Raw genomic sequence first — 23530 nt, forward strand, 5'->3', positions numbered from 1 at the left:
AGATGAAAATATAATTCTCTCTTGCCAGAATAAACCCTGGTTTTAACTGGTCTTGCCTACCTTACCTACGTAGTACATGTTCCTGCACAGGTTTTGCCATGCTTAAGTTGTTTAAACTCAGAGCAGGCAGTTGGCACTTCCTGGCTGGTTCCTTACTTTTGCTCCGCTACCGTAACCCTCCCTGAAAATGGATTTTTCAAAACTCTTCAAGCACGCCCCAGACAACATGGTGGTGATTTCTCCTGACTTTAAGATTGTGACCGCCACAGACGCTTACCTGCGTACTACCATGCGCCGCCTGGAGGATGTGGTGGGCCTGCATTTGTTGTTGGAGGCGTACCCAGACAAGAACTATTCTTTTGAGGAAAACCCCGTGCGCAAATCCATTGCCAAAGTACTGGAGACAAAACAGGTAGATTACATGGACCTGGTGCACTACCACATTGCGCGCCCGGCCGCTGAAGGCGGTGGCTACTATGAGAGCTATTGGGAAGCCTCTCACACCCCGGTGCTGGACGATGCGGGCAACGTGGAATTTGTGATCCAGAAAACCACCGATGTTACCGAACGCGAGCTGGCCAAACAAGCCCACCAGGAGAGCGAGAATAAGTTCAGGATCATGACCGATACGGTGCCGCAGCTTATTTACATGGTAAACCCAGACGGCCAGGTGTCTTACGTGAACGAAAAATGGACCCGGTACACAGGCCTGAGCTTTGAGGAAGCCACCACCTCACCCGAGGGTTTCCTAAGCATCATTCACCCCGAGGACAAAGAACTACTGCTCAGCAGGGCCAAAGACAGCTTCACGAACAATGCAGAGTTTCAGGTAGAGGTACGGCTGCGCGATAAAAACGGGAACTACCGGTGGTTTGTGAAGAAATGCTCGCCGGTGATCAATGCAGAAGGCAAGGTCGCCCGGTGGGTAGGCAGCGCCACAGACATCCACTCCACCAAGCAGATGGTGCAGGAGTTACTGGAAAGCAACGAACAGATGGCTCTCTTGTCTGACCAGGTGCATGCCGCCCTGCAGAGAGCCGAGTCTGAGCGCAAGACGCTGGTGAACATGATCATGAACGCCCCGGCTATCTTCTGCACGTTCAAAGGCCCTGAGCACCGGTTTGACTTGATTAACCCCTATTACCAAGCGCTTTTCCCAGACCGTGAGTTACAGGGCAAAACAGTGCAGGAAGCAATTCCGGAGGCGGTGGAGCAAGGCTTTGTGGCTTTACTGGATAATGTGTACAGCACCGGCACGCCTTTCTCGGCCAATGAGATCCTGTTTCAGCGGAAACGGCAAGACACGGGCGCAGTAGAAGATGTGTACCTCACCCTCAATTACCAACCTGTTTACGGAGAGAATATGACCGTTATTGGTATTCTGGTGTTTGGGTACGAGATAACAGAACATGTAAAACTGAGGGAAAGTCTTCAGCAGGAAAGCTAAGATGCCAGATACCCATCACATTAACCTCTTACCATAGCTTTACATGAACGCTGTACAAAGTGACTTCCAGCAGCTCAGGATAAAGCTGATTCTTTTCAAGTCAAAGGTGCGCTCTGCCGTGTACGGCGGCAACCCAGACCTGGAGTTCTTCTCTTCCAGTGGTCCCGTGAACCAGTGGTTCCAGACCGTTGGCGCTACGCAGTACGCAAGTGCCCCAGAATTTACCGCCATGTCCCGGCTGTACAAAGAGCTGGTGGCTACGGCTTCTCAATTAATCAACCTATACCGCTCCGGCAAGATTGAAGAGGCTCATGATGGCCTCCGAGACGTAGAAAAGTTGTCTGAGCAACTAAACAAACACCTTTCCGCTCTGGAGGAAAAACTAGTATAGGCAACCGGCAGAGGCTTAACCGCCCTGCCGGTTTTCTTTTTCTCCTGCCTTCGCCTTCTTGCTTTCAAAAGGCAACTGTACCCGCTTGCTGCAACAACCAGATGTTCTGCCCACCAGGTTTCAGGTGGAACATGCCGCGCTCACATCAGAAACAGTCATTTCTTTACAGCAACCATTGGTACTCTCCTCTCTATCAGCCTAATCAAACCTAGCTTTTTCCCGGCTTTACCAGCAGTTAAGCAACACGGCAAAACCTGCCCGGTTCTCTAATGAAAATCTCTTGGGGCGGTGCAACCTTCTTGGGCTTGCGAGACTCTCTCCTATATCACTGTTACCTACTATTTAGCACACGCATCTATCGTATGAAAACCTTTTTAAGCAAGCTTGCTTTTGCCCTGGCCACCACCCTTCTGCTGGCGGGTTGTAGCTTAGATGATCCTCAGCCCAACTCGGGGCCTTCGCCTGTTTTACTCAAGAAAGTGACCACCTCCCAAGGCGACCAGCGGGAGTTCCTGTACACGGCCGGTGGCTGGCTTACAGGTATTGTGGGGCATGGCTTCCTGGCCCTGAACGAAAACGAAGACTCTGAGAGCGATGTGATTTATGACAACTGGGGCCGGATTGCCTACGTCCTAACCGAGGGACCAGACATTGACACCGAGAACGCTTACTACTACACCTCAGACAACAAGCTCTATAAGATAGACGAGCTTATCAATGATCAGCTGGAGAGTTACCACACGTTTGAGTACGGCAACAACGGAAAGCTGGCGGTACGCACCAGCTTCTACAAAACGGCCACTACAGATGCCCCCAGCGCCGCCAATAAGTTGTCTTACACGTATGACACCAACGGCAACGTGAGCGAAGAAACCCTGCACCACAGAGCCGCTCCTGCCCAGCCCTGGCAGTTGGTACACACCAGAAAGTATGAGAACTATGACGCCAAGATAGCGGTAGAGCACCTCACCGATTTCCTGTTCACGCCCAGCATTATCCTGCACAAAAACAATCCGGGCAAAGTGACCACTACCCTGGCCAGCGGAGAGCAGCGCGTTACCACGTTCACGTACCAGTACAATGAACAGAATCTGCCCGTGAAGAAGACCACCACCCCATCTACCGGCAACGCGTTTGACACCATGTACACGTACCAAATGTAATTTTGGTAAGCCAATAAACAGGAGAGTCCCCGTTTTAGCCCTGGATATTAGAATTCAGCCCTAAAACGAGGACTCTTCTTTTGTAAGCTAGCTAAGCGTGAATTAACAGATTCCCCTGTACTATCGGTTACCAGCCTTAGGCAAGTACGCTGGTTTCAGATGGCTTTTGATCTGCGCATACGGCAACAGCAATTCTGTAGGGCCAAAGGCATAGGCATTCACTTCATAAGCATTATAGTACAGCCGCAGCCCTTCCTTTGTGAGCGCAAGGTTCTCCGGAAAAGGCAGCTTGCCGGCCTGCGTGTAGAAACCCTGCTGTTCAAATGACTTAGCACTCAGTTTCCGTACTTTTCTGAACTCCTGCTCTATCAGGTTCCTGAGTTCAACCGTGTCTGTGACCATGTCTGTAAGCCGGAGGGTGTGCCCCGTACTGTCAAAGCTTTGCAGGGTGGTAACGTCATAGCCGTGCGCCCCGCCGCTATAGCCCACGGCGTTCATCTTCAAAGAAACCAGCACTGGCGTTTGGTACAGCACTTCAGACGAAATGGTCAGTTGCCAGCCAATATTGGTAGCCGCCCCCGGGAATTCCTTTCTGCTCTGGGCGTACTGCTTCAGAAACTCTTCAGCTGTAATCTCTGCGGCGTTGCCTTGTTTGGTAAGGTCTGCGTCTGGGTTATTGGTGAGTTGCTGCCGAAGCAGGTACCGCCGGATGTACTGGTTCAAAGAATCGCGCTGGGGTGCGGGACCGCCCTGGGCCATGAAATACTGGAATTCCACTTTGGCGCAGGTATCTGCCTTGCAAAAATCATACTGCCGCTGCAAGCGCTGCGACCGAAGCGTTAGCGCCTGCTCCCTGCCCGCTGAAGTTTCCTCTGCTTTAGTGGTTGGCTTAGTGGTTTCTGGCGAAGATTGGCGGCAGGAGAACAGAATGCTGCTCACCAGCGCCAGCAGCGCTATAGAATACTTGTGCATGGAAAGCTGAATTGGGTAACACCGTAGTTATACGGATGCTCACTCCTTTTGAGCCTGTTTTTGGGAAAACAGGTTCAAAAAGGAAGGTCCTTAGCGTGTAATCGGCTTTTTCTGCACTTGACAGTGCAATTCTTCTTTGAACTGTTTTTTCTCCCTTGTTGGTGTTATCACCAACAAGCAGATTCGGGTGCCGCGTAGGGGCCGCTGTTTAGAATGTTGGTGATAACACCAACATTGGCGAAAACAGAATAATTACTCAACTACTTCAAAAGCATATTTAACTGATGTACCATTGACCCAGAGAGAGTCTCCCTCAAGAGGTTCATGGTAAACAATGCCCGTCAAATAGTGCATACCAAGCTTTGTGGGGACAAATTTGAATGGGAAAGTTCTGTTGTCTTTTGAATAGAGCGTGTCAATTACTGTTGTAATTTTTGGGTGTTTGTTCCGGTATTGGTCTGATTCCCCTATCACCGCATATATCTTTCCTCTGATAGGTTCAGCAAATGCAATAGTGAAGTCGTGTGCTTTGTTCAGTTTCAAAGGAGATTGGCGGCCTATTAAATCTGGAATGTAATACACCATTTCTGTTTTGCCAGTAGTGTCATATCTTTCAGCATAGAATTGCTCCCCCTTTCTATCAAACCGGTTTAGCTCAGCTTTTATACCTGTTCCGTAGTAGTACTTAATTTCATCACCACAAAGAGTGCCTTCGCAATAATCTGCAATGTAGTCTAATTTACCATTTTCAGCATATGCCCTTAGCTGCCCATGTGGTTTACCGTTCTTAAATACAGTTTCTTGTTCCACTTTTCCGTTAGGGTAATAGAAGAAAACAGGTCCATTTTCTATTCCATTTTCCCAATGTGACTTTATTTGCAACGTTCCCGTTGAATCGTACTTGAACGCTACTCCATGACGCTTGCCATCTTTTAACTCAACTTTCATCTTGAGTTTGCCATTTGGATAATATTCTTCTTCAATCTTTTTGGCACAGGAGGAACACAGCAAAGTTAGGGTTAGTAAAGTAATTAAGATGCGAAGTAAAATCATTCAAGAAAGAGGCTTGGCTATTCCACTAAAGTAGCTTATAAATAGGAAAAGGAGGCCGTTTCGGGCCTCCTTTTTCTATTTATAAGCAAAACTAATTCTTAGCTACCGCAAGCCTCGCAAGCGTCTGGGTTATCCAGGGAGCAGGCCATGTCGCTTTGGTTTTGTTCTACCGAGCTGTACATCGGGGCCAGGGTTTCGGCGGCCTGTTTCTCTACGGTGAACTTGATGGCGTCTGCGGCGGCTTTGGTGCGCAGGTAGTACATACCGGTTTTCAAGCCTTTCTTCCAGGAGTGGAAGTGCATAGAGGTCAGTTTCCCGAAGTTCACGTTAGACACGTGCAGGTTCAGGCTTTGGCTCTGGCAGATGTACGCTCCGCGGTCGGCAGACATGTCAATGATGGTCCGCTGGCTGATCTCCCACACGGTCTTGTACAGGTCTTTGATGTGCTGCGGAATGTTAGGAATACCCTGCACCGAGCCATTGGCGGCAATGATGGCATTCTTCATCTGGTCGTTCCACAGGTTAAGGTCAATCAGATCCTGCAACAAGTGCTTGTTCACCACCATGAACTCCCCGCTCAACACGCGGCGCACGTAGATGTTAGAGGTGTAAGGCTCAAACCCTTCGTTGTTCCCCAGAATCTGCGAGGTAGAAGCGGTTGGCATGGGCGCTACCAACAGAGAGTTGCGTACGCCATGCTCTACCACTTCCTGACGAAGCGCTTCCCAGTCCCAACGGCCGCTCTCTGGCTTCACGCCCCACATATCAAACTGGAAGATACCCCGGCTGATAGGCGAGCCTTCAAAGGTCTCGTATGGTCCGTTCTTTTTCGCCAGGTCCTTAGAGGCCGTCATGGCCGCGAAGTAAATGGTCTCAAAGATGTCTTTGTTCAGGCGAGCGGCTTCTTCGCTGTCAAACGGCATGCGCAGTTTCAGGAAGGCATCGGCTAAGCCTTGCACCCCTAAGCCTATTGGGCGGTGACGCAGGTTAGACTTCTTGGCCTCTGGTACCGGGTAGTAGTTGATGTCAATTACCTTGTTCAGGTTCTTGGTAACGGTGTAGGTTACGTCGTACAGCTTCTGGTGGTCAAAGAACTTACGGCCGCCTTCTTCTTTGATAAAGCGTGGCAAGGCCAGAGAGGCCAGGTTACACACGGCAATCTCATCGGCATCGGTGTACTCAATGATCTCGGTGCAGAGGTTAGAGCTCTTGATGGTACCCAGGTTCTGCTGGTTAGACTTGCCGTTGGCGTGGTCTTTGAACAGCATGTACGGCGTACCGGTCTCGGTCTGGGCTTCCAGAATAGCGAACCACAGTTCCTGCGCTTTGATGGTTTTGCGGGCTTTGCCTTCGCGCTCGTATTTCTCATACAGGCGCTCAAAGTCTTTCCCCCAGGTTTCAGACAAGCCAGGGCACTCATTAGGGCACATCAGGCTCCAGTCGCCGTTGGCCTCTACGCGCTTCATGAACAGGTCTGGCGTCCATAACGCTAAGAACAGGTCACGGGTACGCATCTCTTCTTTCCCGTGGTTCTTGCGCAGATCCAGGAACTCAAAGATGTCTGAGTGCCATGGCTCCAGGTAAATGGCAAACGCGCCTTTGCGCTTTCCGCCGCCCTGGTCTACGTAACGGGCCGTGTCATTGAACACTTTCAACATTGGTACCAAGCCGTTAGACGTACCGTTGGTGCCTTTGATGTAAGAACCCGTGGCTCTGATGTTGTGCACCGCCAGGCCAATACCACCGGCGCTCTGGGAGATAAGCGCGCAGTTTTTAAGCGTGTCATAAATGCCCGGAATGCTGTCTTCCTTCATGGTTAACAGGAAGCAGGAAGACAACTGAGGTTTAGGCGTACCGGCGTTGAACAAGGTTGGTGTAGCATGCGTGAACCACTTCTCAGACATGAGGTTGTAGGTCTCAATAGCCGCGTCAATGTCGTTCTTATGGATACCCACGGCCACGCGCATGAGCATGTGCTGCGGACGCTCCACCACTTTGCCGTTCACGCGCAGCAGGTACGAGCGCTCCAGGGTTTTGTACCCGAAGTAATCATAGTTGTAGTCGCGGTCATAGATGATGCTGGAATCCAGCACGGCCGCGTGTTTCTTGATCACATCAAATACGTCCTTCGCAATCAGAGAAGCGTTTTCCCCGGTTTTGGGGTCTACGTAGGTGTAGAGCTGCTTCATGGTGTTGAAGAACGATTTCTGCGTCACCTTGTGCAGGCTGGAGATGGCAATGCGCGCCGCCAGAATGGCGTAATCGGGGTGCTTGGTGGTCAAAGACGCCGATGTTTCCGCCGCCAGGTTATCCAGTTCTACCGTGGTTACGCCATCGTAGATCCCGTCAATCACCTTCTTGGCGACCTCAATGGGGCTTACGAACGTCATGTTCAGGCCATAGCATAGTTTCTCTATGCGGGCCGTGATCTTATCAAATTTGACCGACTCCCGGCGGCCATCTCTTTTTACAACTAACATATCTTTCCTGTTTTTATAAAGGTACTCGCAGGCTGGAAAGGCCTGTTTTAACTACGTATGTATTCGCCCGCTTTCCACAAGGAGACACTAGGCTACGCCCTTCTGCCTTGTTTCTGAGGCAGATTACGTGACAGAAGGCCGTACTTTACCTGTTCACCTCCGGAAGGAGGCAAAAACAGGCTATGGTTCTGATTTTTAAGAAGTAGAATAACCCAACCGGCTGCTGGATGTTTCTGCCGTGTTTAAGGGAAAACAGCTCCAAAACAGAGCGGCATTGCCCTTGGGTTAATGACTAGAAATCTTCGTCCAGAGAGAACACGTTATCATTGCGGTCGGCCATTACACCGGCTTTCTGATATTCACCCACGCGTTTCTCAAAGAAGTTGGTTTTGCCTTGCAGGGAGATCATCTCCATGAAGTCAAAAGGATTGGTAGCATTGTAGATTTTGGTGTAGCCCAGCGCCACTAACAGGCGGTCTGCTACAAACTCAATGTATTGTGTCATGAGTTTTGCGTTCATCCCTATGAGGTCCACGGGCAGGGCATCGGTCACAAATTCCTGCTCAATGCTCACCGCGTCGCGGATGATGGTATGTACGCGCTCTTCTGGCAACTTGTTCACTAACATAGAGTAAAGCAGGCACGCAAAATCTGTGTGCAGCCCCTCGTCACGGGAGATCAGCTCGTTGGAGAAGGTAAGGCCTGGCATCAAGCCGCGCTTCTTCAACCAGAAAATAGAACAGAAAGAACCAGAGAAGAAGATACCCTCTACCGCGGCAAAGGCAATCAGTCTTTCAGTGAAGTTCTCAGAGTTGATCCACTTCAGCGCCCACTCGCCTTTTTTCTGCACGCAAGGAACTGTCTCCAGCGCGTTGAACAGGCGGTCTTTCTCCTGCGGGTCTTTAATATAAGTGTCAATCAACAGCGAATAGGTTTCAGAGTGGATGTTTTCCATCATAATCTGGAAACCATAGAAACAACGGGCTTCTGGCATCTGCACTTCTTGCATGAAGTTGATGGCCAGGTTCTCGTTCACGATTCCGTCTGAAGCGGCAAAGAAAGCCAGCACGTGGGAAATGAAGTGGCGCTCGCCGTCGTTCAGTTTTTCCCAATCTTTCAAGTCCGGCGACAAGTCGATTTCTTCGGCCGTCCAGAAGCTAGCCTCTGCTTTCTTATACATCTGCCACACGGCATCGTTTTGGATGGGGAACAGGACAAAGCGATTCGGGTTCTCTTGTAAAATGGGCTCCATAAACTATACGGTTAATTGCTCTTAATAATAAGGGAGGATAACGGTGCGCGGGCGTTACACCTCGGCCGCCACAGCCCCTGAACCGGTGGCCCAGGAGGCAATTGCTTTGGCTTGAGATTTCAAATATAGGGACAAATACGTTGTTTGCCCGTTCTGAACCGCCTAATTTATCCAATTCTTATACAGCGGTTATCCACATTATAACGTCCTGTTAATCAGTATCTTAAAATTTTATCAAAATTAGAAACCCTAAATATAGGCTTAATTCTATAGCTGCAGACTGGTATCTCAAAGGATAGCAATACACCCACAGAAAGAGAAGCTTACCGCCTTGAAAACGGAAAATACAAGAAGAGGAAAGCAGAAGTTTTAAGCAGACCACAGGCACCCAAAACGCAGAAAGCACCTCCAACCACAGCCGCTGCGCTGCGCTTCAATCAGATCCGGCCAATCGCGTGAATACTTGCCACACCACTTCAGCCTCCTGAACCTCTGTTGCCAGTTCTACTCAGACAAACTCCAGATTTTTTTTTTACCCACAGATATCCACAGGCAATGAACACCGCCTACGCCAAAGCCGCTCAGGAACACAGAAACACCTTTAGTCAAGAAACCCGCTGTTTTTCTTGGATTTAGCGCAAAAACAACGTACTTTCATTTACCTCTAAAACTAGGAAACACCGCCACTGCACAGCGGTTTTAAGGCCCGTTTTCCACCAATTTCCACGGGCTTGTTTCTTTTCCTGCGAGTTTTCCCACACGTAACTACTTGACTATCATTACAAATTTGGTTTATCCACTTGAGTTATCCACATTTCTGGGGAAAACTCACAACTTGTTAGAAGTCAGGGAAGTACTCAACTGATTAGGAGGAAAATTAAAGAAAGGAAACTTGGATATACCGGTTGATAGTCTTACCTTTGCGGTTCATTTTTAAAAACTATCGTAAGCTGATGTACGCAATTGTAGAAATCGCTGGTATCCAGACGAAAGTAGAGAGCGGTAAGTTCTTCTACACTAACAAGCTTTCCGGCAATGAGGGTGACGCCGTAGAGTTCGCCAATGTTCTTTTAACTGATGACAACGGAACTTTAACTGTTGGTGCTCCTTTTGTAGAAGGTGTGAAGGTAACTGGAACTATCCAGGGCCACGCTAAAGGTGACAAAGTGATCGTTTTCAAGAAGAAAAGAAGAAAAGGTTACAAGAAGAAAAACGGTCACCGTCAACAATACACCAAAGTGTTGATCAACACTATTGGCTAATTTTTAGAGACAGAAACTAATTGTTGAACCAATCTTGGGCGTAAGCCCAGAATTAATAGAAATACAGAAATGGCACACAAAAAAGGTGTAGGTAGTTCTAACAACGGCCGTGAATCACATTCCAAGAGACTAGGTGTTAAAATCTTCGGTGGCCAGCCTATCATTGCTGGTAACATCATCGTGCGTCAGCGCGGTACTGCTCACCACCCAGGTCAGAACGTAGGTATCGGGAAAGACCATACTTTGTTCGCTTTGACTGACGGTGTAGTATCTTTCAGAAAAGGTGCTAAAAACCGCTCTTACGTTTCAGTTATCCCAGTTGCTGAGACTACTGAAGCTCAAGCATAAGTTTTCTTTCGGCTCACGCCGATGAAAATCTCCAAAAGGCTGCCCTACCAGGCAGCCTTTTTTGTTGGCTGCTTATTGTACGTTTTTGGGCCGTTTTTTGGGAAACCGGCTTGAAACAGGCTTTTCTCTTTTACGCCAAACATCATCTCCTTGTCTCCTCAAAGGCAGTGTGGCTGGCAAGAAAAAGGATGGTGATGCCGTTGGGGTTATTGGTAACAAGGCCAGGACACAGAGGAAAGCTTTTCTGGAATGCGTGCGGACACGAGCCGGAGGCTCGCGCCAGCGGATCAGCAATCGTTTCTTTGTGGCTAATGCCTCACGGCAGTTGCAAACTGCCATCATGGTAGGTCCAAGTCACAGATTTGAACCATGGAAAACAATAGAGAAAAGATCCAAAATCACCTGCTCTGCTAAACAAGGCACCAACAGGAAGGAACCAATTCCAGTCTTTCCGTTGAGCGCCTTAGCAGGTTCCGGTGCCGCCAGGCATTGCGACCCCACGGGAGCAAAGGGAGCTGGTACAGCGCGAGGCGGGAAGACGGTGCCCCGCGGCCGTGAGCGCATATCGCCAGCTATGCAAAGAAGCGCTCATAAACCCATAGACAAGCGGGAATTCGCCAGCGTTAGCAGATTAAACTAAACACCTCTTAGTGCGGTGCCTCCACAAAAGAAACAGCTCCTTCCTCCGCCACAGGCATTAACGCATACAACACCGGCTTACTAGGACTGGCATCCAGCACCAGACTGGTGACTTGCAGGTTCAGCAAATACAGCCCGTCCGCTACGGCATCCGGCACAAAGATCAACTCCGTAATGGTGGCATTCTTTCTGACCGAATCAGGATATTGCCAGAATGCCCGGTGCGCGAGCAAAGCGCCGCCGTCTTCCTCGCGGTCCACGGAGGGCAGGTCCAGAAGCAGGTGCTCTACGCCACGTTGGGCTAAGTATACGGCTAAAGCGGGTTCAATATACGTGGGGTTGGTACCGGAGTACTGGGCGGTGCGCTTGCTTTCCAAGTTGGGGAGAGTGCGCAAAACCAACGCTTCGGGCAGATTTTCTTCCGGGAGTTGCGAGAGCACATCCTGCGCCATCACTACCCAATCACCAGTAGCTTGCTGCTTAGGCGTCACCGAGACTAACTGGGCCACAAACAGGAACCGGTGCAGGCAATTGTCTAACTTAGCGGCTGGGTCTGGAGAGATATGCCCGTAACATTCAGTGTGGGTGCCGTTGCCGTGTGGAGTGAGGTGTACGCGCTGGTAATTGGTGGAGCCGCCCAAGGCCACACTGCCCACAAAGCTGCCTACCGTGATGGTTTCTACCTGCACCGGCTCGGCCCAGAAGCAGTTCACGTTTTCAGGTCCAGGTGCTAAACGCAAGGAAATATCAAGGGGCTGCAGCGGATTGAACTGGTACGTACGGTTCCGGAAGGTGATAGAAGCAGAGGAAAGCATGGGCAGTGTTTTAGACCTGTTTTTACGAAAGTAACTTAGAATCAGGATATCAGGCGGGGAATTTACGTCAACGGGAAAGTGGCCAGCAACTGGGTGTTCTCCTTGCGCTGGTACCAGTCATTGCTCACCAATTCCACTTGCTTGATGAGGGCTGTCCCGAAATCGTGCTCCCGGCAGGTTTGTAGTTTTTGCAGAAAGGCTTGTGGCCGTTGCAGCGGTTTCCGGAACCTGATAACGGTGCTATGGGCGGTGGAAATGGCGTAACGTTGGTCAATGGACTGCTGCAACCCCGAGTTCCGGAAAACGGTTCGTAGGTTGTCCCGCAGGTTCTGCAGATCATCGCCCTGCGGAAACCCCTGGACCATGACGCAGGAGGGCGACGCGGTAATGCCCTTGAACTCTACGTTGAACGGTTTAATGGAAACCAGCGCCTCTTTCACTAAATCAATGTATTGCTGCAACTCAATCTGGTCTACCTTAAAGCCCGGGTAACAGCTGATGATGCTTAACAATGTGATGTGCACGTCTGAGGCTGGGTAATAATATTGTTCTGGTTCTAGGGAGGCCATTTCCTGCACAAAACTTAATATGTTCTCCAGCGCTTCTCCCTGGGGACGAGCCAGCAGAGTAATGCCCAGGCGGGTATCGGTTGGGGAGTCAAGCAGGGCATCAAACTCGTATTGGTTTTCCTTGAATCTGGCCTCGGTGCTTTCCCAGAGTTGGGTGTAATGGGCTCTTAACTCCATGGGGGTAGAGGTTGACGGATATTCGTTTTAGAGCTGTTTCTGCTAAAGTAGGGCAAAAACAAGTAAATGCAACACAAGTGGCCTCTTCTTTTCCCCGTGGAACAACGCAGTTTCAGCGCTACTTCACATCAATGTCATACTTGGCCAGCAAGCCCAGGGCACCCTGCGCCGAGAACTTCGCCTTCCTGATTCGGTTCAGCTCGGGATCAAATGTGTAGTTGTAGGCCGTCCGAAAATCGGCTTTCTCCAGGTTGCTGCGCTGGAAGATGGTTCGGGTCAGGTCACAGTCCAGGAAAGCGGCCTGGGTTAAATCCGCATCGGTGAAGTTGGCTTCCTTAATGCTACAGCTTTCAAAAATGGTCTTTTTGAGGTTCTTTTTGGCAAAATAGGTGTAATCCAGGGAGCAGCCTTTGAACCGAACCGCGAACAGAAAATCATTACACCCGCTGAAATCCACGCCCACCAGTTTGCAGTCGGTAAACGTCACGTCCTGCAGTTTGGCGTAGTTCAGTTTTACCAGACTCAGATTGCAGGCCTCGAACCGACAATCGGTGAAGCTGGAGTTAGAGAAATCGTTATTGGAGAAGTCACAGTTCCGGAAATTGCAGTCGTCAAACTCGCGGCCAGCCACGCGCTGCCCGGTGTAGTTGATGCCCTCAAACGTCTTGTTCTGGTGCAGCGCTTCTTGCATATTTAAGTAGACGGCACAAAGGAATGGCTCTTTGCGCCTGATTTTTGGGAAACAGGCTTAAATTAAAACCTAATTGAGCTCTTTGTACAACTGGTTCAAATCCAGAGGTTGGTCATATACTTTGACTGTCTTCATCAGGTTGGTTAGTAACCTTAGAGATTCCTTCATATCCTCCTCCTGCCTGAGAGGGATGTTCAAGCTTAGAGCCTGGTTGAAACAAAGGCGGGTGACATATATTTGCTTTCTTATATCATCACCTTTGGGCATTGAGAACAACCAAAACACCACTGGTGCGCCTTCAAGAGTACCGGGATGTATATCTAAATCTTTGTATTTTATTTTCAGTTCTTTCTTGAAGTATTCCATCTCATAGTTGATATACCCCAGAAGGATTTCCTGCTGTCTTTTCTCTGAGAGAGTATCTTGATAAAGATGCTCGGGAACCGGAACCGTGCTGGCTTGAACAATCTGCCCGTTTACATACACCCATCCGGGGTGCTCTGAAGGCCTGACACTATCAGCGTCCATCGTAACGGTAAAAGCATGCTTCTGCCCGTTATAGGTGAGCAAGGCGCCGGTTTTGCTGGGCAGCAGATTGGCTTCGAACTTTTCAGAGGCCCCAGAACTTTGTCCGTAGCTTACCAGAGAAAGTAAGGCGAAGAGCAGGGCTATTCCGGGTGTTTTCATATGGACCCGCATTACCAGTTCAACTTTTTCTGAATAAACGCAATCAGCAGATCAGCCATGGCTTTTTGCTCTTCTACCCGCGGGTGGCCGGGGGTGTTCTTGTACGGCGCGAACAACGTGTGAATTTTAGGATCCTGCAGGCCCGTCACGGCTTTCTCCACATAGCCCGGCCACGGTGATCCGGCGCGGGTGATGTCCATGTTGCCCAGCATGGCAATAATGTGCGCGTTGGGGTATTTGCTTCTGATGCTGCGCACAAAGTTCTGGTAGGCGTTGATCAGGAACTCCTCCGTAGGCTTGGTGGTCCCGAACCGGCGCTTAAACTGCTCGTTGTTGGGCAGGTTCACAATCCAGGAATCGTTCTGGAACAGGTTGACTAACACCACATCGGGTTGCTTTTGGGAAAAGTCCCACTTACTGGCGGGGTCTGATGGGTTAAGCCGGTCGTAGATATCGGGCATGATGTTGGCTTCCCAGCTTACGGTAATCCCGATGCCGCTTTTGCAGATGCAGGTATAATCGGCGTCAAAATGCCGGGCGGTTAAGGCGGCGTAACTTACGTAGTTGTTGGTGTTGGTACCCTCCGGGGAATCTTTGCCCGAGTAATCCTCGGCGGCGTAGCCGGCCGTGATGGAGTTGCCGTAGAACTCAATCGTGCGGGTTTTAGGTGCTGAAACCGGTAGGGTTTTGCCTCCTTCCAGCTCAAATCCATAGAAAGTGGTAGTGCCTTTGTCCCACTCGGTGCGCTTAAAGAGTTCTATGGTGTGCGGACCGGACTTTAACCCTTCGGCTAAGGTGTAAAGTCTGGCAGAGGTGTCTGGCTGCAGAATGGAGAGTTGCTGGCCGTCTAGCAGCACATTGTAGTAACTTTTGCCGGTATTGTCTTGCAGGCGGGCTTTTACTGCATCTCCCTCAAAGTTCATCTTCACCGAGGTGCCTGACCAATACAACGCTGTTTCATCCGGAGAAGGCTTTCCTACCCGCCCCATGTAAGACAGGTGATTGTCTTGCGGGGCAACAGAACTATTTTTTTGAGTGGCACAGCCAGCTAAAAGCAGTACCAGAAGAAAAGAAGAGAAGCGGGTGATGGCGCTTGTTCGCATGAAACCAAGAGGGTTGAAGGGTAGAAACAGGTGCTGGCAAAGATGCTGAGAACCAAGATTGTTTCAAAGTACATCCTTGAAGAAAACCTGCTTGCCACCCTTCAGCCTTTGGGTAAACAAAACGTTAGGCAGGTAAGCGCGTCACTATAGTTTCATTACTCCCTATCTTAAAATCAAGGGGACAGCATTTGCTTGTCGCTCCTGAAGCGGAGCAAACATGGCGTGACTGGCCATGTCGGCGGTGGTTCCAATAGAAGGACCTGCCACGGGTTCGCCAACTCTTGTACCTTGTCCTGTTGTAACCGGATTCTCAATTCCCTGGGCAGGTGCCACCTGCGGAGAAGAGAAATCGGTTAAATGGAAGAAGTACAGAGCTCCTGCAAGGAACAGGACGAGCAAGCCGGCGAAAACAGCCCCGAAGAAAGTGGATCGGTTTCCCTTTCCAACAGGAGCAGGCCCAAAGAGGTTGGGTTTGGTTAGTGTTTCCATAGTTAGAAAAGTTAGTTTCTCCTAAGATGTGTTTCAGGCCTGTTTTTCATAAAACGACCAGAAACAAACGCTTCTCTTACAATGAAATTTCTACCCATAATTTACGGTCAGGCACCTCTGGATGTTGTCTGTACGGGCTTTCTACTCCACGTTCGCCCACCATTGCTTTTTCGGCAGTTCGGCTTCCAGGCTCCAGCGCTGCCCAATGAGCGGCGTAGCCAGTTGAATATTGTGCTGCGGGGCGGCTTTGGAGAGGCGTTGGATGGGGTCTTTCCAGTGGTGCAGGGCCAGGGAGAAAGCGCCCCAGTGCGTGGGCATCAATACCTTGCCGCGCAGGTCTACGTGCGCCTGGGCGGTCTGCTCAGGCATCATATGGATGTATCTCCAGGCCTCGTTGTACTGCCCGCACTCCAGCATGGTTAAATCAAACGGGCCATATTTCTCGCCTATCTGCTTAAAGTGCGTATCATAGCCAGAATCACCACCGAAGTAAATGGACTGCGCCCCGCTTTTCAGCACCCAGGAGCACCACAGCGTCTGGTCACGGTCTTTGAGCCCTCGGCCGGAAAAATGCCGGGCCGGAGTGGCGGCCAGGAACAGTCCTTCAAAGGTGGCGGTTTCCCACCAGTCCAGTTCCGTGATCTTATCGGCCGGAACGCCCCACCACACCAGGTGGGCGCTTACTCCCAGAGGCACGAAGAAATGCTTGGTTTTGGCCTTCAGCTTCAGGATGGAGCCGTGGTCCAGGTGGTCGTAGTGGTCATGGGAGAGCAACACCACATCCAGCGGCGGCAGGTCTTCAATGGCAATGGGCAGTTTCTCATTAAACCGCTTGCTGCCAATAAACGACACCGGTGAGGCCCGCTGCCCCAGCATAGGATCTGCGAAGATGCGTTTGCCGTTAATCTCCAGCAATACCGCTGAGTGCCCAAACCACGTCACCTTCACTCCGGCACCGGCCGCCTCGAAATCTTCTTTCCGAAGTGTCATCATAGGAAGTTCCTCAGCGGGTTTGGCGCCCTCGGTGCCGCCAATGAACTTAGCGAAGATCTTTACCTTGTCCAGGAACGGAGCCTCATCCATCATGGGCGTGGGGGAAGTATTCTGGAATTTACCGTCGCGGTACTGTTTCGATTTCTGGATACGCTCCAGGCTTTGTCCTTGCGCCGCGGCCCCAAACTGCGGAGCGAACGCCATAAACAGCATGCCTCCACCTACCAGCACCACAATTACGGAGAGCAGTGTATACATAAACTTTTTCATTGTCATTTTTCGGTTTTTGGCAATACCTCCCGGAAACGAAAAGGTTTAGAGGAGATTTTGCCTGAACGCCCCCAAAGAAAAAGAATATCCTGTGTTTTGCGGCTGTTTTCTTAAAATCAGCCGCAAAACACAGGATACCTGAAATGAGAGACAGCTACAATGAGCCGTAAACTACCTTATCTCGCCTTTAACAATGCGGGGATATCCCGTTTGAACGACGTTGCTTTGGGTGCCTTTCTCATGTTAGCCGTAGTATCCTCCTCTTCCTCATCTGGATCTACCGGCTGAGCAAGCACCTCCCCTGAATAATGCGCTTTCAGTCCGTTGTTATTCTGCAGTTGCACATCACACTCAATAGTGTAATTAGGAGCAGTTCCAGATACCGTGATAGAGCCGCCGGTTACCTCAAAAACCTCGGTGTCTTCGTCAAACTCTTCATCGTTATTGGAGTCTAAGAGGAACGCGGTCTGCAGGATGAGGTTCTTATCTCTATACTTTGCCGTTGCCGCCGCTACGCTCTCTTCATCTTCAAAATCAATTTCATCATCCAGATTAACGTAGTCAAAAGTACCGGTCTTGAAGGTGGTAGTCCCCGAGGATAACAAGAACATATCCAAGGCAGCCTTCACTGACAGCGTCTTGGTTACAGTGTCCAGCAAGGCAAATTCCTGCGCGTAATGCGTTTCAACGTCTTCAGAGAAGCCAATAGGGCCGAAATCCCAGGAAAGAGCCAGATCAGCATTATACCGGGTATTGTTGTACTCTATCTGATTGGATAGGGGAGCTATCTGCTCCTCATCGTCGTCATCGCCGCAGGAAACAGCCAGGAAACTGCACAGAAGCAACGTCAACAGTCTGAAAGAAAGGGTAAGCTTTTTCATGAGGAAGGGGAAAGTTAGAAATGGATATACTTAGTCTTCTACTCCAAACGGCCAGAAAAGTTACCAGGCAAAAGAGGCCGCCGTGCCACTCCCACAAAAGCCTAAAAGCCTCCGTTTTCAAGCCGGTTCTAAGAAAACAGCCCGAAAACGGATGCCCTTTACGCTTCTTCCTCCAGCAGGAATAGATCCAGCGCAATCTCATCGGCGAGGAGTTTGCCGGCTTCGGTTAAGAGGAGCACGTCTCCTTCCTGGCGCAGCAGGCCCTTCGCCTCAATTTTCTGGAGATACGCCGCGTGCAAGGCTTTGAGATCGATGCCCCATTTCTCCCGGATGTAGGCCGTGTCACAGCCCCAACTGGTGCGCAGGGTAGTCATAACGTACTCGTTCACGCGGTCTTCCACGGAGAGCTCTTCCACGGTGCAGGGCAGCTGGCCACCTTCCAGGGCCTGTACGTATTTAGGGTTGTTCGCTACGTTGAACTGTCGGCTCACGCCGTTGAAGGAGTGCGCGCTGGGTCCCAGGCCCAGGTACGGCACCTGCTTCCAGTAGCTGCTGTTGTGCTTGCTCTCAAAACCGGGCTGGCAGAAGTTGGAGATCTCGTAGTGCAGGAAACCGTGATCGGCGGCCTGGGTCATGAGCAGCTCAAACTGATGGGCCACGCGCTCTTCATCGGCGGGCGAAAACTTGCCTTTCCGAACCCGGTGCCCGAAGACGGTGTTAGGCTCAATGGTGAGGGCGTAGCAGGAGAGGTGCTGCACCTGCAGGGCGAAGGCTTTGGCCAGGTCCTCTTCCCACAGCTTGGGATCCTCGGCCGGAATGCCGTAGATGAGATCCAGCGAAATGTTATCAAAACCCTGATCCTGGGCCTGTTTGATGGAATCAGCGGCCTCCAAGGCGGTATGCGGACGGTTCATCAGCTGCAGATGCGGATCATGGAACGACTGCACGCCCACGCTCAACCGGTTAATAGGCGTTTGCCGTAAGGCCTGTAGCTTCTCCGGGGTAAGGTCATCGGGGTTGGCTTCCAAGGTTATCTCGGCGGCTGGGTTTACGGGGTGTTTTCGGTAAATCGCCTCTAAAAGACCGTTCAGCTCGGCCACGGATAAAATAGACGGCGTACCACCCCCAAAGTAGATGGTATTGATGGTTTCACCGTTAAGGTACTGCTGCTGCAAGGCCAGCTCTTGGTGCATGGCCTGCAAGACCTGCTCCTTGAGCCCCATAGACGTACTGAAATGGAAATCGCAGTAGTGACAGGCCTGTTTGCAGAAAGGGATATGAAGATAAATTCCGGCCAAAATAGGATAGGGCTTGGAAAAACGTTTAGTATAATGAAAATCGGCGGTGCGTTACCTTTGCGGTGCAAGCCGTACCTTTAGAAACAATGAAGAGGAGGTCTAGTTCCCGTCTGTACCAAAAGAATATCCTGCAAAGATACGCATTTCTGGGGCTTCTCCTGGGTTTGTGGCTGTGCAGCGGTGTGGGGCAGGCGCAGGACCGCCGCGTAGTGAAAGTGCTCTCCCCTGATCCCGAGGCCGTGAAAATCTGGCAGCAACTCCAGCCCAAGCTCTCTTCCCGTGATTCACTGGGAGTGCAGCAGGAGTTACGCGCTTGGCTCACCCGCGTGCAGGAAGAAGGGTACCTCACCGCCTCCATTGACAGCGTGCAGCAGCGGCATGATTCTTTGTGGGTGCATGTGTATGTGGGCAGACCCTACAAGTGGGCCTCGCTCAAAAACGGCAACGTGGGCGAAGGTTTGCTGGAGAAAGTAGGTTTTAGAGAGAAACTGTACAGCGGACAGCCTTTCCGGCCCGCCGAGTTTGCCCAACTGCAGCAGGCGGTCCTGCGAGAAGCCGAGAACAGCGGTTTTCCTTACGCATCCGTCAACATTGACTCCTTGCGGCTTTACAATGATTCCATCAGCGGGGTTTTGCGGGTTAAACGCGGGCCTCTCATGCTCATTGACTCGGTGCAGATTGTGGGCAGTAGCCGCATGCAGCTGCGCACGCTCTACCGTTACACCCAACTGGCGCCGGGGCAACCGTTCTCCCAGCAGCGCGTGGAGGCGGCCATGCGGGCGCTTCGGCAATTACCCTTCGTACGGATTACCGGCGAACCCCAGGTCCTGTTCGCGAAAAACCAGGCGCGCGTGTATTTCTTTCTGGACGAGAAGAAAGCGAACCAGTTTGACGGCATCATCGGCTTCCTGCCTGATCCCAACTCATCCGCGAACAAACTGCTGATTACCGGCGAGGTAAACCTGCAGGTGCGCAACCTGCGCGGCAGTGGCAAACAGATTGGCCTGCACTGGCGCAAGGTGGAGCGCAACTCCCAGATTCTGGATATAGAATACCGGCACCCGCACTTTTTCAACTCGCCGTTTGAAGTGGCGGGTTTGTTTCACCTTTATAAACAGGATACTTCTTTTCTGAACCTACGGCCGAGGCTGGAGATTGCCTATCCGCTTTCCACCACCAGTCGGGTTACGTTCTTTGCCGAAGTCCTCAGCTCCCAGCTGCTCTCCCCCGAGGCGCTTCGGCAGCGTACCTCAGATTCCTCGGCCATTGACGCCAACTTCACCTCATATGGCCTGGCCTATACCTGGGGCAACCTGGACGATCTGTTCTTCCCGCGCCGGGGAGCGCAGGCGTATTTCCAGGGAGCGGTGGGCAACAAACGGGTGCAGCGGAACGCCCGCGTAGAAGCCAGTTACTATGACACGCTGCAGATGAAAACCACCCAACTCTCGCTGGCGGGTCGGGTGGAGCGCTACTGGCCCATCTCTAAAAACGGAGTGGTGCTGACAAGACTTCGGTCTGAGGTCTTGGTGAACCAGCGTCTGTACCTGAACGAGCTGTACCGCTTAGGGGGCCTGAACTCGCTCCGCGGCTTTGACGATTACGCGTTTTATGCCTCTTCGTATGCCATCAGCACGCTGGAGTACCGCCTCTACACCGGGCAAGACTCGTACGTTTTCCTGTTATATGACCAGGGATATCTTCGCCGCGACCTGAAAAATGAAAAAAATATTCAGTGGGCCAGTGGCGTGGGCGGCGGCATCAGCTTTTCCACGGGAGCCGGTGTGTTTCAGCTAGTTTACTCCGTGGGAAGGACCTCGCAAGAGGGTTTCAGCCTCTCCAGAGGCAAGATTCACTTCGGGATTACGGGCCGTTTTTAGAAAAACTTTCACAAACTATTTGGAGCGTATTGAAAAAGCCCCTACATTTGTATTACAAACAGTGCGGGATGGAGCAGTTGGTAGCTCGTTGGGCTCATAACCCAAAGGTCACAGGTTCGAGTCCTGTTCCCGCTACCTCAGAAAAGCCTTGTAAGGAAACTTGCAAGGCTTTTTCGTTTTTGGGCCATTTTCTTGAAATCAGGTAGAAAGCATAAACGTTTTCTGTCTTGCAAGGGCTTCGTTTTTCCTAAACAGCAAGCTTCTCTGAAGCACCTGGCGCAAATCTCATCCCAGGAAACCTCAACTTCTCAGCCGTTCTGCGCTTTTTTACTTAACTTAAGTCATCTAAGTACTTAAGCAATGAAGCGCCTTTTAACTCTTTTCCTCTGCGTTAGCTCTATGTTAACGGCTACAGCGCAGCAGACGCAAAAACCTCCTTTACACGGCAAGAACTGGATGGCCATCACCGGAAAACCCTTGGCCGCCACTGCCGGGTCCATGATCTTCCAGAAAGGAGGTAATGCCGTGGATGCCGCCTGCGCCATGTTGGCCGCCACCTGTACCATGTGGGATGTCCTGAGCTGGGGCGGTGAAACCCAGGCCCTGATCTACAATCCCAAAACCAAGAAAGTCATAGCCATTAATGCCATGGGCGTGGCTCCCACAGGTGCCACTGTAGAATTCTTCAAAAGCAAAGGTTATCATTTCCCGCCCGAATACGGTCCTTTGGCCGCTACTACGCCCGGAACTCCCGGCGGACTTTTGCACATGCTGGCCAACTACGGCACGTTGAGTTTGGAGCAAGTATTGGCCCCAGCCATGGAAATGGCCGCGGGTTACCCCATAGAAGCGCAAACTGCTAACAGCTTTGAACGGGAGAAAGAGCGCCTGAAGCAATGGCCTTACAGCAAGAAAGTGTTCCTGACGCACCTGGGCGAGAAGCGGGAAGCCCCCGAAGCCGGCGAAATCTTTGTGCAGAAAGACCTGCTGGCTACCCTTACCAAACTGGTGGAGGCCGAGAAAGCAGCTCTCAAAAAAGGGAAGAGCCGTAAAGAAGCCATCATGGCGGCGTATGATAGGTTCTATACCGGTGACATCGCGAAAGAATTTGTACGCGGCTGTCAGGAGCAAGGCGGCCTGATTACCATGCAGGACCTGGCTAAATGGAAACCCCTGGAGGAGGAGCCTCTTAGTGTCAAATACAAAGGTGTAGACGTTTACAAATTAAAGCAATGGACGCAAGGCCCGGTAATGCTGCAGGCGCTGAACATCCTGGAGAACTTCGATCTGAAGAGCATGGGCCACAACAGCGCCCAATACATCCACACGCTTTACCAGACCATGAACCTCACCTTCGCCGATCGGGATTTCTATTACGGAGACCCTGCCTTCGGGCCGCAGGAACCTATCAAAGGGTTGCTGAGCAAGGAATATGCGAAACAAAGGGCCGCACTCATCCAATTTGATAAAAACAACCCTGGCATCGGCCCCGGTGATCCTTACCCGTTTGAAGGAAAAGGGGCCAAAAACCCGTATCTGAAGCTCCTGAAGGAAAGAGGCTATGAAATGGATACCACCAAGCGCAACTTCGCACCTACCCACGATATCCGGAACGGCTCTTCCATGGTAGACTATCAGCAAAGACTATGGCTGGGCACCACTACCGTTGAAGCCGCCGACAAAGAAGGCTGGGTAGTCTCTATTACGCCCAGCGGCGGCTGGAACCCGGCGTGCATCGCCGGGAATACCGGCATTGGCATGAGCCAGCGCATGCAAAGTTTTGTGCTGGACGCTGCGCTGAACCCGTTCAACGTGGTGGAACCGGGTAAAAGGCCCAGGGTTACGTTAACGCCCTCCATGGCCCTGAGAGACGGAAAACCCTTCCTGTCCTTCGCGGTACAGGGCGGCGACACACAAGACCAGAACCTGCTTCAGTTCTTTTTGAACGTAGCCGAATTTGGCATGAGTGTGCAGCAAGCGTCTGAGGCGGCTAACTTCAACACAAACCAACTTTGGCTGTCACTTGGCGGCACCAAAACCGAGGACCGGCAACCAAAACCAGGACAGATTCTATTGCATGACAGCACTCCGGAGGCAGTACGCGCCCAGTTGAAAAAGATGGGCTACATCCTAAGTTTTGATGACCGAACCAGCGGGCCCATCAACGCCATTTATTTTGATTGGAAACACGGCACTTTCTGGGGCGGCTCTAGTAACCACGGGGAGGACTATGGCATTGGATGGTGATCTGATATCAGCCTGATGCTGCATCTTGCTTAAGCTTACCTAATTTTGGGAGTGAGCTTGTGAGTTTTTTCAATCATCTTACAGCATAAATATGAAAACGGAGGCTGCTTTTTATTAGCAGCCTCCGTTTTCATTAACACCATTGTAGTTTATTACTTTTTCTAAGTAGCCTGTGTCTTTCCTGTCAGGGAGGCAAGCCAAATAGAACCTTCTGAATCAAAATGGCTTCATCCTTTGTATTACTATCTTTATATTTAGCTCGGCTGCTCGGCTAAATCCCAACTCGTTATTACTGAAGCAACTACTTTGAGTCTCATTTTAGAAAAATAGGCTTAAAACATAAAATTCAGCCATTTATTAAGGTTCTGCTTTTCACATCACCACAAACAAATGTGACACGTGCCTTTACTTTTGTTATTAATT

At 50.9% G+C, this 23530-nt stretch carries 20 protein-coding genes and 1 tRNA gene; 8 read left to right on the forward strand and 13 right to left on the reverse strand.

What is annotated here, in order from left to right; translation table 11 throughout:
• Positions 1–187: 187 nt before the first annotated feature.
• From JT719_RS11720 to JT719_RS11730, 3 genes are all read left to right on the forward strand, one after another.
• The gene (locus JT719_RS11720) at positions 188–1447 is read left to right on the forward strand and encodes a PAS domain-containing protein (RefSeq protein WP_207433479.1); all 1260 of its coding nucleotides are present in this window, start codon (positions 188–190) and stop codon (positions 1445–1447) included.
• 43 nt (positions 1448–1490) lie between these two features.
• The gene (locus JT719_RS11725) at positions 1491–1838 is read left to right on the forward strand and encodes a histidine kinase (protein ID WP_207433481.1); all 348 of its coding nucleotides are present in this window, start codon (positions 1491–1493) and stop codon (positions 1836–1838) included.
• Positions 1839–2200: 362 nt separating this feature from the next.
• A complete protein-coding gene (locus JT719_RS11730; protein ID WP_207433483.1) occupies positions 2201–3001 on the forward strand; it encodes a hypothetical protein in 801 nt (266 codons plus the stop codon).
• Positions 3002–3121: 120 nt separating this feature from the next.
• On the opposite strand, the gene JT719_RS11735 is transcribed toward JT719_RS11730, so the two are convergent.
• The 4 genes from JT719_RS11735 to JT719_RS11750 form a co-directional block, all read right to left on the reverse strand.
• A complete protein-coding gene (locus JT719_RS11735) occupies positions 3122–3973 on the reverse strand; it encodes a DUF3298 and DUF4163 domain-containing protein (RefSeq protein WP_207433485.1) in 852 nt (283 codons plus the stop codon).
• A 252-nt stretch (positions 3974–4225) separates the two neighbouring features.
• Positions 4226–5026, reverse strand: coding sequence for a toxin-antitoxin system YwqK family antitoxin (locus tag JT719_RS11740; RefSeq protein ID WP_207433486.1), 801 nt, complete (start codon positions 5024–5026; stop codon positions 4226–4228).
• 98 nt (positions 5027–5124) lie between these two features.
• Entirely contained in the window at positions 5125–7506 is a 2382-nt protein-coding gene (locus JT719_RS11745) for a ribonucleoside-diphosphate reductase subunit alpha (protein WP_207433487.1), read from the reverse strand.
• A 292-nt stretch (positions 7507–7798) separates the two neighbouring features.
• Positions 7799–8758 (reverse strand): ribonucleoside-diphosphate reductase small subunit, encoded by a 960-nt coding sequence (locus JT719_RS11750; protein ID WP_207433488.1) that lies wholly within the window; start codon positions 8756–8758, stop codon positions 7799–7801.
• Between the two features lie 953 nt (positions 8759–9711).
• Between JT719_RS11750 and rplU the strand changes: the two genes are divergently transcribed.
• Together rplU and rpmA are read left to right on the forward strand one after the other, a co-directional pair.
• Positions 9712–10020: a 50S ribosomal protein L21 gene (rplU, locus tag JT719_RS11755; protein WP_207433489.1), complete on the forward strand. Its 309-nt coding sequence runs from the start codon at positions 9712–9714 to the stop codon at positions 10018–10020.
• Positions 10021–10089: 69 nt separating this feature from the next.
• A complete protein-coding gene (gene rpmA / locus JT719_RS11760) occupies positions 10090–10368 on the forward strand; it encodes a 50S ribosomal protein L27 (RefSeq protein WP_207433490.1) in 279 nt (92 codons plus the stop codon).
• A gap of 647 nt (positions 10369–11015) precedes the next feature.
• Here rpmA and JT719_RS11765 read toward each other — a convergent pair.
• From JT719_RS11765 to hemW, 9 genes are all read right to left on the reverse strand, one after another.
• Positions 11016–11822, reverse strand: a complete 807-nt coding sequence (locus tag JT719_RS11765; protein WP_207433491.1) for a cyclase family protein — start codon at positions 11820–11822, stop codon at positions 11016–11018.
• A gap of 62 nt (positions 11823–11884) precedes the next feature.
• Positions 11885–12568, reverse strand: coding sequence for a 2'-5' RNA ligase family protein (locus JT719_RS11770; RefSeq protein WP_207433493.1), 684 nt, complete (start codon positions 12566–12568; stop codon positions 11885–11887).
• Between the two features lie 118 nt (positions 12569–12686).
• Positions 12687–13259, reverse strand: a complete 573-nt coding sequence (locus tag JT719_RS11775; protein WP_207433495.1) for a pentapeptide repeat-containing protein — start codon at positions 13257–13259, stop codon at positions 12687–12689.
• Between the two features lie 69 nt (positions 13260–13328).
• Positions 13329–13829, reverse strand: coding sequence for a hypothetical protein (locus JT719_RS11780; protein ID WP_207433497.1), 501 nt, complete (start codon positions 13827–13829; stop codon positions 13329–13331).
• Between the two features lie 128 nt (positions 13830–13957).
• A complete protein-coding gene (locus tag JT719_RS11785; protein ID WP_207433499.1) occupies positions 13958–15049 on the reverse strand; it encodes an SGNH/GDSL hydrolase family protein in 1092 nt (363 codons plus the stop codon).
• A 162-nt stretch (positions 15050–15211) separates the two neighbouring features.
• On the reverse strand, positions 15212–15538 hold the full coding sequence (locus tag JT719_RS11790; RefSeq protein ID WP_207433501.1) for a hypothetical protein: 327 nt from the start codon (positions 15536–15538) through the stop codon (positions 15212–15214).
• Positions 15539–15679: 141 nt separating this feature from the next.
• Entirely contained in the window at positions 15680–16801 is a 1122-nt protein-coding gene (locus JT719_RS11795) for an MBL fold metallo-hydrolase (protein WP_242693225.1), read from the reverse strand.
• Positions 16802–16977: 176 nt separating this feature from the next.
• Positions 16978–17682 (reverse strand): hypothetical protein, encoded by a 705-nt coding sequence (locus tag JT719_RS11800; RefSeq protein ID WP_207433504.1) that lies wholly within the window; start codon positions 17680–17682, stop codon positions 16978–16980.
• Between the two features lie 158 nt (positions 17683–17840).
• Positions 17841–18980, reverse strand: coding sequence for a radical SAM family heme chaperone HemW (hemW, locus tag JT719_RS11805; protein ID WP_207433506.1), 1140 nt, complete (start codon positions 18978–18980; stop codon positions 17841–17843).
• An 86-nt stretch (positions 18981–19066) separates the two neighbouring features.
• Between hemW and JT719_RS11810 the strand changes: the two genes are divergently transcribed.
• The 3 genes from JT719_RS11810 (at position 19067) to JT719_RS11820 (ending at position 23107) form a co-directional block, all read left to right on the forward strand.
• Positions 19067–20860: a BamA/OMP85 family outer membrane protein gene (locus JT719_RS11810; RefSeq protein WP_207433508.1), complete on the forward strand. Its 1794-nt coding sequence runs from the start codon at positions 19067–19069 to the stop codon at positions 20858–20860.
• A 62-nt stretch (positions 20861–20922) separates the two neighbouring features.
• Positions 20923–20995: transfer RNA gene (locus JT719_RS11815), tRNA-Met, on the forward strand.
• Positions 20996–21220: 225 nt separating this feature from the next.
• Positions 21221–23107: a gamma-glutamyltransferase family protein gene (locus JT719_RS11820; RefSeq protein ID WP_207433510.1), complete on the forward strand. Its 1887-nt coding sequence runs from the start codon at positions 21221–21223 to the stop codon at positions 23105–23107.
• Positions 23108–23530 lie beyond the last annotated feature (423 nt).

The sequence above is a fragment of the Sabulibacter ruber genome (assembly GCF_017355955.1).
Lineage (GTDB): Bacteria > Bacteroidota > Bacteroidia > Cytophagales > Hymenobacteraceae > Nibribacter > Nibribacter ruber_A.

What these genes read in the sequence shown, in the direction of transcription:
- JT719_RS11730 (WP_207433483.1), top strand. Translation starts at nt 2,201, where the DNA reads ATGAAAACCTTTTTAAGCAAGCTTGCTTTTGCCCTGGCCACCACCCTT.
- JT719_RS11725 (WP_207433481.1), top strand. Translation starts at nt 1,491, where the DNA reads ATGAACGCTGTACAAAGTGACTTCCAGCAGCTCAGGATAAAGCTGATT.
- JT719_RS11775 (WP_207433495.1), bottom strand. Translation starts at nt 13,259, where the DNA reads ATGCAAGAAGCGCTGCACCAGAACAAGACGTTTGAGGGCATCAACTAC.
- JT719_RS11770 (WP_207433493.1), bottom strand. Translation starts at nt 12,568, where the DNA reads ATGGAGTTAAGAGCCCATTACACCCAACTCTGGGAAAGCACCGAGGCC.
- JT719_RS11820 (WP_207433510.1), top strand. Translation starts at nt 21,221, where the DNA reads ATGAAGCGCCTTTTAACTCTTTTCCTCTGCGTTAGCTCTATGTTAACG.
- JT719_RS11785 (WP_207433499.1), bottom strand. Translation starts at nt 15,049, where the DNA reads ATGCGAACAAGCGCCATCACCCGCTTCTCTTCTTTTCTTCTGGTACTG.
- JT719_RS11735 (WP_207433485.1), bottom strand. Translation starts at nt 3,973, where the DNA reads ATGCACAAGTATTCTATAGCGCTGCTGGCGCTGGTGAGCAGCATTCTG.
- JT719_RS11790 (WP_207433501.1), bottom strand. Translation starts at nt 15,538, where the DNA reads ATGGAAACACTAACCAAACCCAACCTCTTTGGGCCTGCTCCTGTTGGA.
- JT719_RS11795 (WP_242693225.1), bottom strand. Translation starts at nt 16,801, where the DNA reads ATGAAAAAGTTTATGTATACACTGCTCTCCGTAATTGTGGTGCTGGTA.
- rplU (WP_207433489.1), top strand. Translation starts at nt 9,712, where the DNA reads ATGTACGCAATTGTAGAAATCGCTGGTATCCAGACGAAAGTAGAGAGC.
- JT719_RS11740 (WP_207433486.1), bottom strand. Translation starts at nt 5,026, where the DNA reads ATGATTTTACTTCGCATCTTAATTACTTTACTAACCCTAACTTTGCTG.
- JT719_RS11720 (WP_207433479.1), top strand. Translation starts at nt 188, where the DNA reads ATGGATTTTTCAAAACTCTTCAAGCACGCCCCAGACAACATGGTGGTG.
- JT719_RS11800 (WP_207433504.1), bottom strand. Translation starts at nt 17,682, where the DNA reads ATGAAAAAGCTTACCCTTTCTTTCAGACTGTTGACGTTGCTTCTGTGC.
- JT719_RS11765 (WP_207433491.1), bottom strand. Translation starts at nt 11,822, where the DNA reads ATGCTTTCCTCTGCTTCTATCACCTTCCGGAACCGTACGTACCAGTTC.
- rpmA (WP_207433490.1), top strand. Translation starts at nt 10,090, where the DNA reads ATGGCACACAAAAAAGGTGTAGGTAGTTCTAACAACGGCCGTGAATCA.
- JT719_RS11810 (WP_207433508.1), top strand. Translation starts at nt 19,067, where the DNA reads ATGAAGAGGAGGTCTAGTTCCCGTCTGTACCAAAAGAATATCCTGCAA.
- JT719_RS11745 (WP_207433487.1), bottom strand. Translation starts at nt 7,506, where the DNA reads ATGTTAGTTGTAAAAAGAGATGGCCGCCGGGAGTCGGTCAAATTTGAT.
- JT719_RS11750 (WP_207433488.1), bottom strand. Translation starts at nt 8,758, where the DNA reads ATGGAGCCCATTTTACAAGAGAACCCGAATCGCTTTGTCCTGTTCCCC.